Consider the following 14473-nt stretch of genomic DNA (forward strand, 5'->3'; position numbering starts at 1 on the left):
AACCCCGTGCTGCTTCGGCTGGCCCAGTTCGTGGCCCGGGTCGGTCGCCCTGACTTCCTTTTAAAGGGCACTCATTCTACTGGCCTGCCTCCGCCGCTTGTGTGAAACCTTCCTCTTCTGTCTCCACATCAACAGGCATTTGCACGCGAGCTCCGTGATGCACCGGTCGCACGAGACTGTTCGCTCGCATTGAATCCTGGACAGATTGCTGTGACGCCCGATTCAGCGCCCACCGTTCGAGCCACCATCCGGCAACTGCTTCGTCTGCGTTCTCCAGATCTGGGTCGAGCAGGTACTTGGGCTCGGTATCGAGCCCAAGGGAGAAGTCTCGAAGGTTATCCACGAGTGGGACACCGTAGAGGATGCGCTCGCGACCATGCTGAAGTAGGTCGTTCGCCGGCCAGCCTAAGGCAGCCAGTCCCAGCCGCACCTTTCGCAGTCGCGGGCTCACGCCTTCGCCGAAGATACTGTTTACCCGCACTGATGAGCCGCTGACTTGGGACAGCCGAACAAGTGCGCTTACGGTCTCCTCGGAAAAGTGAGATGTGCCGAACGACCGGGAACGGCCTAGTTCAAAGTAGCCCATTTTGGTTGTGCCCGAGCCGCCCATGACCGTCGAGGGCCAGAAGAGCCGGTTGTATTGGCTCGAGCCGCTGCCGTATAGCGAGGTGGTCCCTATGAAAGAGAGCCGAGCCTCCCGCTCAACTGCACGACCCGCCATCGCTGAGGCAATTTCGCTAGGGCGGGTGTACTTCGCTCGGTAGGCCGACAGCACCTTTGGTGATACAGCCAGAGCGCCGACTAGTTTGCCTGCCGCGAGTGCGTTATAAGGCGCGACAGCCCCGCACACGGTCAGGTCCGCCACAACTGTTCCTACACGTTCTCCGCGGGCCCGACGGATCACCTTCCGAACTTGGGCCCTTGCTTTCGGGTCCTGGAGCGCTTGCTTTAGTGCCTGAAGGGCGTCTGGTTCGTCGGCAAAGTGACCGCCAACGCGCTCAGCAATCTCGAACAGATCCGCGAGGACGGCTGACCGCTTGCTCCTGAAGAGATGCGACTCGGCACGCTCGACCCACGCGTCCTTCTCGATGTTTCGTACCGCTCGAATCGTGCTACCACGGTGGTGCTTTTGACGGTATCGTTCCGCGTCCGCGCGCAGACGGGCGACCGTGTCGGCAGTGTAGCTGCGCCTCCCGCCAGGTTCTATAACCCCCGCTTGCACCAAGTCGTCGGTGTAGATCTCATCGATCTGTGACTCGATCCGGTGCTCCAGCCACCGCCCAGCCTTCTCGGTCGGGTTCGCTTCTAAGTCGGACAGGAACATGTCCGTGTCCCAGCCAATCCATGCATCTCGTTCGGCGATCTGCACTACCGGGCTTGAAATCGCAGCGAGACCAATGACGGCGTGATGTGGCGTGGCTGCGTCACGGATGAGGATCGGCATCGATCGGCCGGGCACCGTCGAGTAAGCATTTGACCAGGTGTGACGGAAGTACCGCCAGATGTCGTGGAGGCGAAATCCGGTGAGTTCACATACTGAGCCATCGACAATCTGCACGTATGGCTTGATTACGGAACTCGAGTCGATAGCTGAAGCCAGCGAGTCTGCCAGTTCTCGCCCGTCACGCATGAGGTTGAACACCGAGATAGCACGGTCCCCGTGCTGGTGGGCTCGTTCCATGCCTAGGAGGAATCGGCGAACACTTGGTTTGCGGAGTTGTTCGTTGCGCCTCACATGCTCTTGCCGTCGGACGCGCGTTCGTTCGACGTCCTTCTCACTGCTCACTTCGGGCGGACTCAGCATTGGACCCAACCGGTCGACCGTGATGATCCATCCCTGATCGACTAGATCGATCAGGGTGTGCGCGGCGGCGGCCAACGCGGGGTGTTCGAACAAGACACCGAGATTCGCCTGTTTGGCGCACTCGTCGTGGTCGAGGCCGGACCCGACCGTTGTTGGGTCGAGGGTTGCAAGGTACGAGGCGAGGCGAGCAAATCCCAGGCGCTCAGAGCGCTTGGCTGCCGCAGGCATGCTGAGCGGGATGTACTTTCGTTCCTTCGTCATGACCGCTGGAGCATCCGTCCGTATGTTGAGCTCCATGCTCGAAGAACATCGTCGCTGTCGCTGCCGACCTGAAGGGAGGCCCGTGCATACGAGATTATCAATAGTTCAAGAGCCGTCCGCATTTCAGATGAACGGAGTTCCTGCAGATCTTGGAGCGGCACGTACAGGGCGCTAAACGCCGGATGATCTACGTTGAGGACCAGTGTGAGCGTCTGTGAAGTCAGTTCGGTGCGAAACATAGTGTCGATCGGCAACGGCGCCGACCGGATCTCGTAGCGAAGGGGGCGGGCCGGACCGCCGCGACCCTTGAGTACTGGAAGGTCTGCATCAGCCGTTTCGGCGATCCGACATGACTCTTCTGCTGCTGCGCGAAACTTGACGTCCTCGAAGGCCTGGCGAACGCGGTTGTTCAATATGCGCGCAATGGACTCAAGTTCTGGCTCCAATGCTTCCCGGAGCGCGCGTGAAGGCCTGATGCCCTGCTTATTGATTGTTATTCCGAACTGCTCGTCGAGAAGTGGGTCGAACTCAATCTCACAGCGCCACCAATCGTCGTAATTCTCCTTTCGCTTAGATCCCATGAGGTACCAGCCGTTCGCGATTTCTCTCCCAGCACGAAGGATCGAGACCCCGCCCTTACCAACGATCCCCATGTGGCGCTTTGTGGCGTTATCGAGCGCGTGCCAACTACTTACGGGCAGCATTGAGAACCGTACGGTGACGAATGCGGTCCCATCGGGTTCGGCAGCGATTTCGTACTTGAGTGGCTCGAAAGCAGGGAGTGCCGTGCTCCCATCCAACACGGTCGTGAGATGGGTTGGATCAGTGGCTTCGACAACCACACCATTGATCGTGAGGCGCAGGTCGGCCGTGATGAAACGTCTGTACATTCGACCGAGATCGCGGTGCAAAGCGCGCTCGAGCCAGGCTAGGCGTTGGTACTCGATTCGATCACAATCCCGCCAAACAACCCGGCAACCCGACGCCGTCCCGGCCGCTTGTCCTGGGCGAGGGGTCAACTCGGCCGGGTGGCCTGCGGCAATCCGATCAGCGTCGAGCGAAACAGTCAGCGCGGGGGAGCCATTCTGCCAGGCGGTCACCTCCACATTGCGGGTCTGGCTGAGTGATGCCGATGGAAGACCCATGCCGAAGCGACCGAACGAGCCCTTGCCACCGAATCGTGAAGATCCGCCAAATCGAAGACAGGCGCTGAGTTCGCTGCTGCTCATTCCAATCCCGTTGTCTTCGACCTCAATCTGTGGCAGACCGCTGGATGATGAGCGGGTGATGCCCACGGAGATCTCGCTGGCGTTGGCCTCGAGGGCGTTATCTATCAGTTCAGCAACCGCTGTTGGGACGCTGATGTAGCCGGCCTCGCGTATGGCCCGTATGAAGTTGGACGACACCATGAGATCGCCTGCTTGCTGTCGATGGGCCACCATTCTCACTCCGCTCCGCCGTGATCCGCCGGCTCCTCAAGAGTAGCTGCTCGGAACGCTAGATTGGAAGGGCAATGCTCGGTGTGGCCCTTCCGGTTCTCAGGCCCTTCGCGAGTCGATGGCACGGCGCCGGGGAAACGGCGACGGTGGCCGCTTAGGTGTGCTGTGTTACCTGGCTACCTCGAATGGGCGGGGGCACGGCCGCGTTTCAAGAGAACGCGAAGAGGTTCAACTGGGCATTTAGCGAAGTGAAACCTTATCTGGATCCAGCGGCGTTTGCACGCATTCTGGTTGCGGCAGCGCTGGAATAGGCCTTAAAGGAACAAGACGAGAAACGCGCCGCATGAGCTATTTGTTCGACATTTGCTGTGTTTTCTTCTGATAGACCGAGGACAGACCCCGCTCTGTGCGGGATCTGTCGTCACCGAGTTCGTCCATGCGGATCGCGTAGCGCGACACCAATTTGGCGAAGCCGGTTTGAAATCGTTTGAGGATTGAATCCCAACTGAGCACCGATCGTGGCCAACGACTGTCCACTCTCGTAGAGAGCGGCAGCACGAGCAACATCGGTATCCGAAATCTGAGTATCTCTAGGCGCAATGCCGTGACGATCCAAGACTGTCCGGATGGTCGTGCGATGCACCTTCATTTCGGCGGCAAGAGCCTTCATGGTTCTTCCAGCAAGATATCTGTCGACGATCGCACCTTGAATGTCAGCATCCAGACTCTTTGGACGACGCGGCGGAACTTCTCGAGCTTCACGAACCACCGTCTCCGAACGAGCCTTAGCTACAAGAGCACGAACTTGACTAGTTGCCACTTTCGTAATCGAGTAAGCACCCAGGATGCCCGCAGAACCGATCAACTGCCCCGTCTCGCGACGGGGCAGTTTTTCGTTGTACGGCACCGCGTACCCGTAGTTTCACGGGTACTGCCCGCGGCGGCGATCGAGCACGCTGAATCGGTGAGTACCGACACGACGCGATCCGGCGATCCTGCAGAAGTGACGAATGATGTCGACACCGCGACGACGGGCCGACCACGACGCCGGGTGATCACGATCGCAGCCCTCGGGCTCGCGATCGTGCTGGCCGCCGGCACGATCACGTGGTGGAGTGTGGCTCGTAGCGACGCTCACGCACGGGCTGATGCACTCGTCACGCGGGTCATCGACGCCGAGGCGGAGGCGCAGCGCGCCACGACCCGCGCCGCCGAGGTGAGCGCGACGCTCGTGGCCCTGAACGACTCGGCCGTGACCCGCGTGCTCGCCCTCGCCGACGCCTCGCCCGATCTGCTCTCGCCCGAGATCGTCACCGCTCTCCGCGAGGTGAGCGCCGTCGTGACGGGAGACGGAAACTCGGACTCCGACATCGAGACCGCGTCGGCGCCCGGCTCGGTCGAGGTCCGCGCCGATTTCGCGCGAAGCGCCGACGAGCTCACCGACACGGTGCAGTGGGGCGACGCTGACGCCGTCGAGGCCGACGCCGACGCCGAGGTGCAGCGACTTGCGGCCGCCGGAGCGAGCGCTGATGCGCACACGGTAGAGGTAACAGCCCTCGTCGACCAGGTCGTCGCGAGTCTCGAGCTCATCGCCACCGACACGGGCGATCGAGCGGCGGCCACGCACGACCGGCTCGAACATGCGGGCGACTACCGCGCTCAGCTGACGGAGCATTCCGCCGCCCTCCGAGAGCTCGCCGCGAGCGCCGCGGGCAGCACCGCGGCGACCGAGTGGGTGCCCCTCGTCGAGAGGCTCGAGGCGTACGCGGCGACGGTGCCGGCAGCGCAGGCGACGCATGATCAGCGCGTGGCCGAGATCGAGGCCGAACGCCAGGCCGAGATCGCCCGCCAGGAGGAAGCCGCGCGCGAGAACAGCGGCGGGGGAGATTCCGGCGGCGGCGGCGGTGGTGGCGGTGGTGGCGGCGACTGGTGCCCCGAGGTCAACTGGACCGGGTACATCATCCTCGTCCCGTGCTGACTCGCACGGCGTGAGATAGCGTCGAGGTTCACCGTTCATAGCCGATTCACGGGAGTGTCATGGAGTTCGTCGGTCGTGAACGGCACGTCGTCGCGGTTCGCCGCGCGGCGCGATTCGGTTCCGATCTCTCGGTGACCTTCGTCGACGGGGCGATGGGCATCGGCAAGACGGCGCTCGTCCGCACGGCGCTCTCCGCGCTCCACTCGGATGACGCCGCGGCACTCGCCCCGCGCATCGAGTGGATTAGCGCGCACCCCGACGACCGCGCCGCGACGCGCCCGATCGACATCGTGAGTCACGACGGTCGACCCACCGTCATCGTCGTCGACGACGTGCAGTGGGCCGACGACCCTCTCCTCGACCAGCTCGAGTCGTGGATCGCCGGCTTCGGGGCACCGCTCTCGCTCATCGTCATCCATCGACCCATTGGGGTTCCCCTCCGCCTCCTCGCCGCCGCTCGTCGGTCGGGGGCGCGGCTCGACCGCATCCAGGTCGGCCCGCTCGACTCGGCGGCGGTCGAGGCCCTCATCACGGATGCCATCGACGACGACATCCTCGCGGCCGAGGGTGTTCCGGCAATCGTCGAGCACGCCGACGGAAATCCGCTCTTCGTGACCCTCCTGACCCAGGTGTGGAGGGCGATCCCCGACGCCGATCGGTTCGCATCGACGCTCAAGGGCGTGCGCCTCGGCGATCTCCCGTCCGCGCACGGCGCCCTCCGCACCGACCTCGATCGACTCGCTCCGGGTGAACGCGAGGTGCTCCGGGCGATGGCCTTCAGCGGCACGTTCCGCCTCGCCACGATCTGCCGGCTGTCGGGGATGACGGCCGACGACGTCACGCAATCGCTCGCGATCCTGAGGGCGCGCGAACTCCTCGTCGTGCGCGCCGACGGTGAGACGGTGATCGCGCACCCCCTGATCCGCGCAGCGGCCTACCGGAGCATCCCCCTCGACCATCGACGCACGCAGCACCGCCTGCTCCTCGACGAACTCGACGGTCTCTCGGCCGTGCAGCGCGCCGAGAATCTCGCCCTGCTCGGCGACGAGCTCACGGCGACCGAGCTCGACGAGATCTGCGCGACCGCGGCGACGAGGATCGCCACCGACCCCGACGATGTCGTCCGCTGGACGGCGGCGACGCTGCACCTGTCGAGCGAGCGGCGCGACGTGCTGCGGGCGCGTGCGCTCCTCGCGTCGGGCGAACCCGCGGGGGCGCTCCGCGGACTCGGCGAGCCGAGACACGACGAATCGGTCGTCGTCACGGCCGAGCGGGCACGTGCGCTCTACGCCCTCGGGCGAATCGACGACCTCGCCGATGCGGCGTCGGATCGACGTCGCCGTTCGCGCGAGACGACCGTGCTGCACGCGCAGGGGCTCGTCGCGAAGGATGACTGGCGCGGAGCCGAGGCCCTGCTCGTCGAGGCCGCGGCCGAGGACCTCGAGGTCGAGTTCGTGCTCGACGCCTTCCGGATGCTGCGTGCCGTCGAAGCGGGCGATGTCGACGCCGCGCGTGCCGCACTCCCGTCGGCCGATCGCATCGCCGCCGTCGGGGAGCGCGACGTCGAGGCCGCGTTGCTCGCGCTCGTCTGGATCGCGGGGGCGACGGTGCAGCTGGACCTGCCCCACGAGTCGTCGATCGCCATCTCGGTGGGCGGGCGGCTCGCGCGAGCGGCAGGCGACACGGCCGTGCTCGCGCAGCTCTCGGCGTTCCGTGCCATCGCCGCCGTCGCGCGGGGCGAGCACTCGACGGCTCGCGCCGAGATCACCGACGCCCGGCGCTACGCGCGCCTGTCGCGCGACCCCGACGCCCGGCAGCTGACTGCGGCTGCACGCCGACTGCACCGTCTCGTCACGGGGGAACCGAACACCGACACGTGGCTGCCCGAGCACGTCGCGCGCAGCGCGTGGGTGCGGCGCCTCACGCACCCCATCCTCCTCGTCACGGCCGTGCACGAGAGGCGGCCGGCACCGAGCGACCCCGGAGCCTGGCACCGAAGTGTCTGGAACGGTCTGCACTTCGCAGCGGGCGCCTACGCGCGAGCGGCCGAGGGCAAGCCGCGCGATGCCGCACGTATGCTCGCAGCCGCTCGCGCGGCCACATCTGCGTCCGACGTTCCGTACCACGCGGCGTGCGTCGACTACCTCGAGAGCGAGCTGCTGTTCGTGTCGGGCGAGCTCGATGAGGCGGCGCGGCGCATCGAGGCGGCGCGCGATTCGTTCGAGCGCGTGCAGTTCCACGGGCTGCAGCACGCCGCCGAACTGCGCGCCGCGCTCATCGACGAGCGGCACCGCTCCGACGAGCTCTCGGTGCTGACCGAGCGCGAGCGCGAGGTCGCCCGTTTCGTCGCCGAGGGATCGTCGAACAAAGAGATCGCCGCGCTCCTCAGCATCAGTGTGCGCACTGTCGAGGAGCACGTGTCGCGTGTGCGCACGAAGCTCGGGCTCACCTCGCGCGCAGCGGTCGGTTCGGCGCTCGCGCGCGCCCGTTCGCCGCGCTGATCACGCGCGATTCGCCGCGCTTCGATCCCTTTTGTCAACCCCGTTCTGTGCGCCTCCGAAATGGCTAGATTGTCTAATCACTAGACCATCTAGTTGAGTGGCACAACTTTTTCGAGTTTTTCGAGATCGACCGTGACGAATCGCGGCCGGGCTGCGTCTCACTTCTGAACACACCGATCCCGGGGCTTCCGGGACAGACACGTCAAGGAGAGCACCATGGCCACGAACACCACCCCGACGCCCGCCACCGTCAACACCCCCACGAACGTGCAGACCACGCGCGGCAAGACCGTCATCAACGACGGCGTCGTCGCTAAGGTCGCCGGCATCGCAGCCCGCGAGGCGCGCGGCGTCTACGCCCTCGGTGGCGGAGCCGCTCGTGCCTTCGGCGCCATCCGTGAGGCCGTCGCGGGAACCGACCAGGCCCAGGGCATCTCGGTCGAGGTCGGCGAGACCCAGGTCGCCGTCGACGTCACGATCGTCGCCGAGTACCCGCTCGCGCTGCAGGAGGTCTCGGACGGCGTTCGCTCGAACGTCATCCGCGCGATCGAGTCGATCGTCGGGCTCGAGGTCACCGAAGTCAACGTCACCGTCAACGACGTGCACCTGCCGTCCGACGACGCTGACCAGGCTGAGGCTCGAGTCCAGTGACCCCCTCAGCCACCCGCACGGGCATCCTGGTCGGGGCGGTCCTCGCCCTGACCTGGATCGTCCTCGGCTTCTGGGCGTTCTTCTTCGTGGCATTCGCCATCGCGGTGGGCGCGCTGATCGGCCGGATCATCGACGGCAAGCTCGATCTCACGGGACTCGTCAACGCGTTCCGCGGAAAGCGCTCGTCGTCATGACCGCCGTCGCGACGCCCGAGAGAGCATCCGAGGCCGTCGACCTGACGGACCGGGGCCGGAACAGGGTCACCGCCAAGGCGCTGACCCGGGTCGTCGCCGCTGTGACCGCCGATGCACTCGGAGTGAAGGCATCGCGTGTCGGTGTCGGCCTCTCCGACGACAAAGGGCTCCTGGTCCTCACCGTCACGACGCCGATCCGAGTGGCGTCGCTCACCCGGGTGCACGCCGCCCCCGGCGTCGTCGAACGCTCCGGCGGAACCATCGTCGACCGAGCGGCGCGAGCACAGGAGACGATCCGTGAGCGCGTGAGCGCGCTGACCGGATCGCAGATCGCCCGCGTCACCGTGAAGCTCTCGGCAGCCGACATCCAGGAAGAGGAGAGAGTGCGATGAGTACGACACTCACAGCTCCGAGCGAGTCGACGGCGATCGTCGACCGCCCGGCTGAGGCGCCCTCGTTCGATACCGTCTACCGCCGCATCGTGCGACGGGAGACGCACTCGCCGCGATCGCTCCTCGCGATCACGCTCGCCGCCCTGCTCATCCTCGTCTTCCTCTGGATCGGCACCGAGATCGTGATCGCCGAGCTCGGCGCACCCGCTCTGCTCGTGAACCCCGACGACGCCCTCGCCTCGGCGGTCTCCCTCGCGGAGGCTCCGGCCGCGATCGTCGCCGCGGCGGGCATCGGGATCGCCCTCGTCGGCCTCCTGCTCGTGATCGCCGCCCTCGCCCCCGGGCGTCGGGCCCGCCACGTGCTGAACGCCGATCGTGCCGCTGTCGTCGTCGACAACGAGGTGATCGCCTCGGCGCTCGCCCGCCACACCGCATACGCCGGCAACGTCGACCCCGACAACGTCACCGTGTCGGTCTCGCACACCCGCGCCGTCATCGACCTCTCGCCGACATCCGGCGTGCCGGTCGACCGCTCGGTCGTGACCGAGGTCGTCGACGAGCAGCTCGAATCGTACGGACTACGGCCCCGCGTCAGCGCACGCGTGCGGATCGCGGAGAACGGAAGGATCGGCGCATGAACAGCACGAACCGATTCGCCAACCGATTCCTCATCCTCGTCACGGGCCTCGTCCTGCTCGTCGTCGGTGCGGCGGGAGCCGCAGCGGTACTCGTCCCCGTCGTCCGCGATGCGTGGAAGGACCAGGCGGGTGCGGTGGACGACCAGATCGCGACCTGGGTCGAACAGACTCAGATCGGCACCGCCGGCATCAGCTGGATCACGGTCGCCGGGCTCGCCGTTCTCGTCCTCGCCGTCATCCTGCTCGTCGTCTTCATCGTTCGTCAGGGCCGCGGCCACACGCGCGTCGCCGTCACCGAACCGACGAGCGAGCACGGAACGACCGTCATCGAGGCATCCGTCGCCGAGCACGCCCTGCAGGAGGCCATCGACGGCCGCCCGGAGTTCGTCGCCTCGCACGTCTCGACCTACCGGGTGCGTCGCACTCCCGTGCTGAAGGTCTCGGTGACCTGCCGACGCGGCGTCTCGCCGAAGGACGCGGCGAACATCGTCGAAGACGCTCTGCGTGCCCTCGACACCCTGCTCGGCCGCTCGATCCCGACCCTCATCCAGATCAGCGGCGGCTCCCGGGCCCGCGTGACCACGACGACCCGTCTGCAATGACTGTTCACTGACCCACGGCGTCTGCACCCCGCGAACGCCCTTCCCGAAGAACAGATGAAAGGAGCTCGACATGAGCGCTGGAGACAAGATCAAGAACGCCGCAGAAGACCTCGCCGGCAAGGCGAAGGAAGCCGTCGGCAACCTGACCGACAACGACAAGCTCGTCGCCGAGGGCAAGGCCGAGCAGGCCAAGGCCGACGCGAAGAAGGCCGGCGAGAACGTCAAGGACGCGTTCAAGCACTGACGTCGACGACGTTCCGGTGAAGCCCGGACCGCATCACCGTTCACGGTGACCGCGGTCCGGGCGGACCGGCGCCCTCACCACCACGATCCACCTCGCATCACACAGAAAAGAGAGCACTCATGGGCTTCTTCGGATTCCTCCTCCTCGGCCTCATCGCCGGCGCCATCGCCAAGCTGATCCTTCCCGGCAAGCAGAGCGGCGGATGGTTCATCACGCTGCTCCTCGGTGTCGTCGGCGCCCTCCTCGGCGGGTTCCTCGGCAGTCTCCTCTTCAACGCCCCGCTCGAAGAGTTCTTCTCGATCCAGACCTGGCTGCTCGCCATCGGTGGCTCGATCATCGTTCTGCTGATCTACGGCCTCATCGTGGGCCGTCGCAAGGCCTGACCACTCGTCAACCCGAAGGGGTGCCGCCGCGCCAGCCGCCGCGGCACCCCGATCACCCTCAGTTCGGGGCTCGGCTCAGCCGGGCCCCGAACGCCCATTTCCCCGCCCTCCTCACAGAATTGGTACAGTCCGCCCATGACGACTGAACAGGACCGACGCACGCTCGCCGTGGTCATCAACCCGAGCAAGTTCGACGATGTCGATGCCGCGAAGGCGACGGTCGCCGACGGTGCGCGCCGCGCGGGCTGGGACGAACCGCTGTGGTTCGAGACGAGCATCGAGGATGCCGGCACGGCCGCCGCGCACTCCGCGCTCGACGCCGACGCCGATCTCGTCTGCGCGATGGGCGGTGACGGCACCGTCCGCGCCGTCGCGGCCGTGCTGCGCGGAACATCGGTTCCGTACGGCCTCCTGCCGAGCGGAACGGGCAACCTCCTCGCCCGCAACCTCGGCCTCCCCATCAACTCCCTCGAGGATGCCGTCGAGGTGGCGCTCCTCGGACAGGATCACGCGATCGATGTCGGAACGGCGACGTTCGACGACGGCGAAGAGCGTGTCTTCGTCGTCATGGGCGGCGTCGGACTCGACGCCGAGATCATGGACAAGACCGACGACGACCTGAAGAAGAAGGTCGGCTGGGGTGCGTACGTCGCCGCGAGCGCGCCCGCACTCCTCAAGGGCGGCTTCGAGGCGACTCTCTCGATCGACGGCGAGCCCGAAGACCCGCAGAAGTGCCTCATGGTGCTCGCGTGCAACTGCAGCTCGGTCGTCGCGAACATCGAGCTGGCCACCGGCGCGGTGCTCGACGACGGCGACCTCGAACTCGTCATGCTGCGGCCGAACGTCGTCGCGGGCTGGGTGGGCGTCGCGATCGACGTCGCCACCGGCAACCGCAACGGACTGGCATCGCTCAAGCAGTGGTCGGGGCGCGAGTTCGAGTTCTCGCTCGACGGCCCCGTGCTCGCCGAGCTCGACGGCGACCCCGTCGGCGAGACGACGAGCGGCCGCTTCGGTGTCGACCCGGGGGCGCTGATCGTGCGCCTTCCCGTCCCGACCCCGAAGAGCCCCGGACTCTCCCGCGCCGAGGCGCTCGAACCCGAGACGGATGACGCGGCCGAGTCCGACTGACCCCACCCGCGCACCCCGCGCTCACGAAACGCATCGAGAGTCGCCGTTAGCGTCCAGAATCGCCGCTGTAGCGGGTCGACTCGGCGCGAACGGCGACTCTCGTCGTCGAACCGTGGGTCAGCGCGTGGCGCGGGCCCGACGGCGAGCGGTCAGGTAGGCACCGGCGCCGAGGAGCAGCGCGAGCGCGGCCGCGATCACGGCTCCCGTCGTCTCGATGCCCGTCGAGGCGAGGCCCGCCGTGCCGGAGCCGGCGGAGTCGCCTCCCGCGCCCGGGGTGGGCTCGGGCGTGACGCCGGGGGTGGGCTCGGGCGACGGCTCAGGCGTCGGACCGGGGGTGGGCTCGGTCGGCTCGGCCGCGGCATCGACCACGACGAGCGCATCGGCACGGTACTCGAGAGCCGGCTCGAATCCGTCCGGCAGACCCGAGAAGCGCACTTCCGCGAAGCGCGAACCCGAGGCGAGCGACCCGAACTCGAGCACCGTGAACTCGTCGGTGACGTCGCCCGCGACATCCACCTCGAGCACACCGCCGAGCGATGCGGAGCCGGAGACGGTGAGGGCGGGTGCCGGCGATTCGAGGCCGACGCGCAGCGTCGACTCGGCGCTCTGGCTGAAGTCGCCCGCGACGACCGCCGTACCGTCGACCTCGTCGGTGAGCGAGCCTCCGTCGAGCGCGACGTCGCCCGTGCCGAGGGCGCTGGCCGATCGGGCCACGAGCTCGCCGCCGGTGACGACGGTGCCGCCCGTGAAGGAGTTCGCGCCCGCGAGGGCGAGCGATCCGGATCCCGCCTTCGTGAGCGAACCCGCGCCCTCGATGTCGTTGAGCCACGCGTCGGCGGCGGAGAACCCGCCGAGCTCAGCATCGAGGGTGACCGTCAGGTCGGTGTCGAACGCGCCGAAGCCGTGCGACGCCTCGAAGAGGTTGAGGCGGCCCCAGCCCTCGGCATCGTCGAGCACGGGGTATCCCGAGTCGATCGCCGTCGACTGCAGCACCCAGCGACGCTGGTCGGCGCTCAGGTAGGGCAGACGCGTCTCGAGCAGCACCTCCGCGCCGGCCGGCACGACGGCCGGGAGACCGGCTTCGGCGATCTGCGGGAAGCCGTAGGTCATGCGCTCGCGGTACTCGGCCGCGCGTTCGGCGTAGTCGGCCGTGTCGACGGTGGGGTAGTCGGCGAGCGTTGCGCCCTCGGCGATGGCGCGCTCCAGCACGGCCTCGTTCGCGGGGTCGTCGAGGGCGGCCGCGGCGAGGGCCGTGCCGAGGACCCGGCCGCCGATGACGTCGAGCGGCGAGTGCATTCCGGCGACCGCGCGGCTGTGTCCGAGCTCGGAGGCGTGCGTCATGAGCCCGTCGTACTGGCCGGGCACGGCGTAGGCGAGGGCGATCGAGGCGAGGTAGCCGGCGTTCGTGTGACCGCTCGGGAACCCTCCGTCCGACTGAGCTTCGGTGTCGGGCTTCCGCACGGGGCGGAGCGACTCGATGATGACGTCGTCGTTCGCCCAGCGGAAGGGGCGGGCGTAGCTGTAGTACGACTTCGCGTTGTTGCTCGTCGCGTAGGTGCCGCGCAGCGCATCGACGAGCGAGACGATGCCGCCGAGCTCGGAGTCGGTGTCGGCCCAGGCGCCGTTCGCGTTCCGGCCGTCGTTGTAGACGGTCGTCGTCGCGTCGGCCGGCACCTCGTCGGGGATGGTCGTGCCCGCGTTCGAGCGCTCGCGGAACTCGTCCGCGGCGGCGCCGAGACCGTCGATCGCGCTGTAGCTCTGGTGACGGCGGTCCATCACGTACGCGGCATCCTCGTCGGCCGGGGTGCGCTCGGCGGCGATGCGGAGGTTCTTCGCGATGTTCTCGTCGAGGATCGCGGGGTTCAGTGCGGTGCCCGAGTCCCACGTGGTGCCGGGCTGCCAGAGGTCGAGCATGCCCTCGAGAACACCGATGGCCGGGTTCGTCGCGGGCGTCGTGTTCGCCGTCGTGTTGTTGCGGTAGCCGTCGACGAAGTAGCCGTAGTCGGCCGCCACGGGTGCGATCGCCGTGTCGTCGAGGAGCTGATCGCCCTCGGCCGCCGCGGCACTCATGCCCGATCCGCAGATGAGGGCGGTCGCCATCACCGCCCCGATCGTTCCGACCGTGCGACGGCGTGGTCTCGTGCTGGTGTTCGTCATGCTTCGCGTGTCCCCACTCGTATCGATTTCCGTGCGTGGGCGTCGGCGCACGTGACGACACAGAGCGGTCCTCGCGTGTCGGCGACGACCGCGCGTCACGC

At 67.0% G+C, this 14473-nt stretch carries 14 protein-coding genes; 10 read left to right on the forward strand and 4 right to left on the reverse strand.

All coding sequences use genetic code 11. The annotated features are described in order from the left end of the window. Positions 1-76 precede the first annotated feature (76 nt). The 3 genes from BJ972_RS16255 to BJ972_RS17775 all read right to left on the reverse strand — a co-directional run bounded on the left by BJ972_RS16255 (position 77) and on the right by BJ972_RS17775 (position 4411). Complete coding sequence (locus tag BJ972_RS16255; protein WP_206736526.1) at positions 77-2101, reverse strand: Druantia anti-phage system protein DruA; 2025 nt, start codon at positions 2099-2101, stop codon at positions 77-79. Beyond that, complete coding sequence (locus BJ972_RS16260) at positions 2062-3474, reverse strand: ATP-binding protein (RefSeq protein ID WP_206736527.1); 1413 nt, start codon at positions 3472-3474, stop codon at positions 2062-2064. Before BJ972_RS16260 ends, BJ972_RS16255 begins: the two co-directional genes overlap by 40 nt. 451 nt (positions 3475-3925) lie before the next feature. Beyond that, a complete protein-coding gene (locus tag BJ972_RS17775; RefSeq protein WP_241830836.1) occupies positions 3926-4411 on the reverse strand; it encodes a helix-turn-helix domain-containing protein in 486 nt (161 codons plus the stop codon). Between the two features lie 96 nt (positions 4412-4507). Here BJ972_RS17775 and BJ972_RS16270 point away from each other — a divergent pair, with 96 nt between their 5' ends. The 10 genes from BJ972_RS16270 (at position 4508) to BJ972_RS16315 (ending at position 12215) form a co-directional block, all read left to right on the forward strand. Then, entirely contained in the window at positions 4508-5482 is a 975-nt protein-coding gene (locus tag BJ972_RS16270; protein WP_129175746.1) for a hypothetical protein, read from the forward strand. A 59-nt stretch (positions 5483-5541) separates the two neighbouring features. Then, positions 5542-7983, forward strand: a complete 2442-nt coding sequence (locus tag BJ972_RS16275; RefSeq protein ID WP_129175748.1) for an ATP-binding protein — start codon at positions 5542-5544, stop codon at positions 7981-7983. Between the two features lie 216 nt (positions 7984-8199). Then, a complete protein-coding gene (locus tag BJ972_RS16280) occupies positions 8200-8634 on the forward strand; it encodes an Asp23/Gls24 family envelope stress response protein (protein WP_129175750.1) in 435 nt (144 codons plus the stop codon). Beyond that, positions 8631-8828, forward strand: a complete 198-nt coding sequence (locus BJ972_RS16285; RefSeq protein WP_129175752.1) for a DUF2273 domain-containing protein — start codon at positions 8631-8633, stop codon at positions 8826-8828. Before BJ972_RS16280 ends, BJ972_RS16285 begins: the two co-directional genes overlap by 4 nt. Beyond that, positions 8825-9220 carry a hypothetical protein gene (locus BJ972_RS16290; protein ID WP_129175754.1) on the forward strand — a complete coding sequence of 132 codons (396 nt, stop codon included), beginning with the start codon at positions 8825-8827 and terminating at the stop codon, positions 9218-9220. Before BJ972_RS16285 ends, BJ972_RS16290 begins: the two co-directional genes overlap by 4 nt. Next, positions 9217-9858: an Asp23/Gls24 family envelope stress response protein gene (locus tag BJ972_RS16295; protein WP_129175756.1), complete on the forward strand. Its 642-nt coding sequence runs from the start codon at positions 9217-9219 to the stop codon at positions 9856-9858. The genes BJ972_RS16290 and BJ972_RS16295 overlap by 4 nt, the downstream gene beginning before the upstream one ends. Beyond that, positions 9855-10460: a hypothetical protein gene (locus BJ972_RS16300; RefSeq protein WP_129175758.1), complete on the forward strand. Its 606-nt coding sequence runs from the start codon at positions 9855-9857 to the stop codon at positions 10458-10460. Before BJ972_RS16295 ends, BJ972_RS16300 begins: the two co-directional genes overlap by 4 nt. A 70-nt stretch (positions 10461-10530) precedes the next feature. Beyond that, on the forward strand, positions 10531-10704 hold the full coding sequence (locus tag BJ972_RS16305; RefSeq protein WP_129175760.1) for a CsbD family protein: 174 nt from the start codon (positions 10531-10533) through the stop codon (positions 10702-10704). Positions 10705-10823: 119 nt separating this feature from the next. Then, on the forward strand, positions 10824-11087 hold the full coding sequence (locus BJ972_RS16310) for a GlsB/YeaQ/YmgE family stress response membrane protein (RefSeq protein WP_129175762.1): 264 nt from the start codon (positions 10824-10826) through the stop codon (positions 11085-11087). A gap of 135 nt (positions 11088-11222) precedes the next feature. Then, on the forward strand, positions 11223-12215 hold the full coding sequence (locus BJ972_RS16315; protein ID WP_129175764.1) for a diacylglycerol/lipid kinase family protein: 993 nt from the start codon (positions 11223-11225) through the stop codon (positions 12213-12215). 117 nt (positions 12216-12332) lie between these two features. Here the strand turns inward: BJ972_RS16315 and BJ972_RS16320 are convergent, their stop codons facing one another. After that, the gene (locus tag BJ972_RS16320) at positions 12333-14372 is read right to left on the reverse strand and encodes a phosphatase PAP2 family protein (RefSeq protein WP_241830837.1); all 2040 of its coding nucleotides are present in this window, start codon (positions 14370-14372) and stop codon (positions 12333-12335) included. Between the last annotated feature and the right edge of the window lie 101 nt (positions 14373-14473).

It is taken from the genome of Agromyces atrinae (assembly GCF_013407835.1).
Classification (GTDB): domain Bacteria; phylum Actinomycetota; class Actinomycetes; order Actinomycetales; family Microbacteriaceae; genus Agromyces; species Agromyces atrinae.

What these genes read in the sequence shown, in the direction of transcription:
- BJ972_RS16255 (WP_206736526.1), bottom strand. Translation starts at nt 2,101, where the DNA reads ATGGAGCTCAACATACGGACGGATGCTCCAGCGGTCATGACGAAGGAA.
- BJ972_RS16260 (WP_206736527.1), bottom strand. Translation starts at nt 3,474, where the DNA reads ATGGTGTCGTCCAACTTCATACGGGCCATACGCGAGGCCGGCTACATC.
- BJ972_RS16275 (WP_129175748.1), top strand. Translation starts at nt 5,542, where the DNA reads ATGGAGTTCGTCGGTCGTGAACGGCACGTCGTCGCGGTTCGCCGCGCG.
- BJ972_RS16280 (WP_129175750.1), top strand. Translation starts at nt 8,200, where the DNA reads ATGGCCACGAACACCACCCCGACGCCCGCCACCGTCAACACCCCCACG.
- BJ972_RS16290 (WP_129175754.1), top strand. Translation starts at nt 8,825, where the DNA reads ATGACCGCCGTCGCGACGCCCGAGAGAGCATCCGAGGCCGTCGACCTG.
- BJ972_RS16295 (WP_129175756.1), top strand. Translation starts at nt 9,217, where the DNA reads ATGAGTACGACACTCACAGCTCCGAGCGAGTCGACGGCGATCGTCGAC.
- BJ972_RS16300 (WP_129175758.1), top strand. Translation starts at nt 9,855, where the DNA reads ATGAACAGCACGAACCGATTCGCCAACCGATTCCTCATCCTCGTCACG.
- BJ972_RS16305 (WP_129175760.1), top strand. Translation starts at nt 10,531, where the DNA reads ATGAGCGCTGGAGACAAGATCAAGAACGCCGCAGAAGACCTCGCCGGC.
- BJ972_RS16310 (WP_129175762.1), top strand. Translation starts at nt 10,824, where the DNA reads ATGGGCTTCTTCGGATTCCTCCTCCTCGGCCTCATCGCCGGCGCCATC.
- BJ972_RS16315 (WP_129175764.1), top strand. Translation starts at nt 11,223, where the DNA reads ATGACGACTGAACAGGACCGACGCACGCTCGCCGTGGTCATCAACCCG.
- BJ972_RS16320 (WP_241830837.1), bottom strand. Translation starts at nt 14,372, where the DNA reads ATGACGAACACCAGCACGAGACCACGCCGTCGCACGGTCGGAACGATC.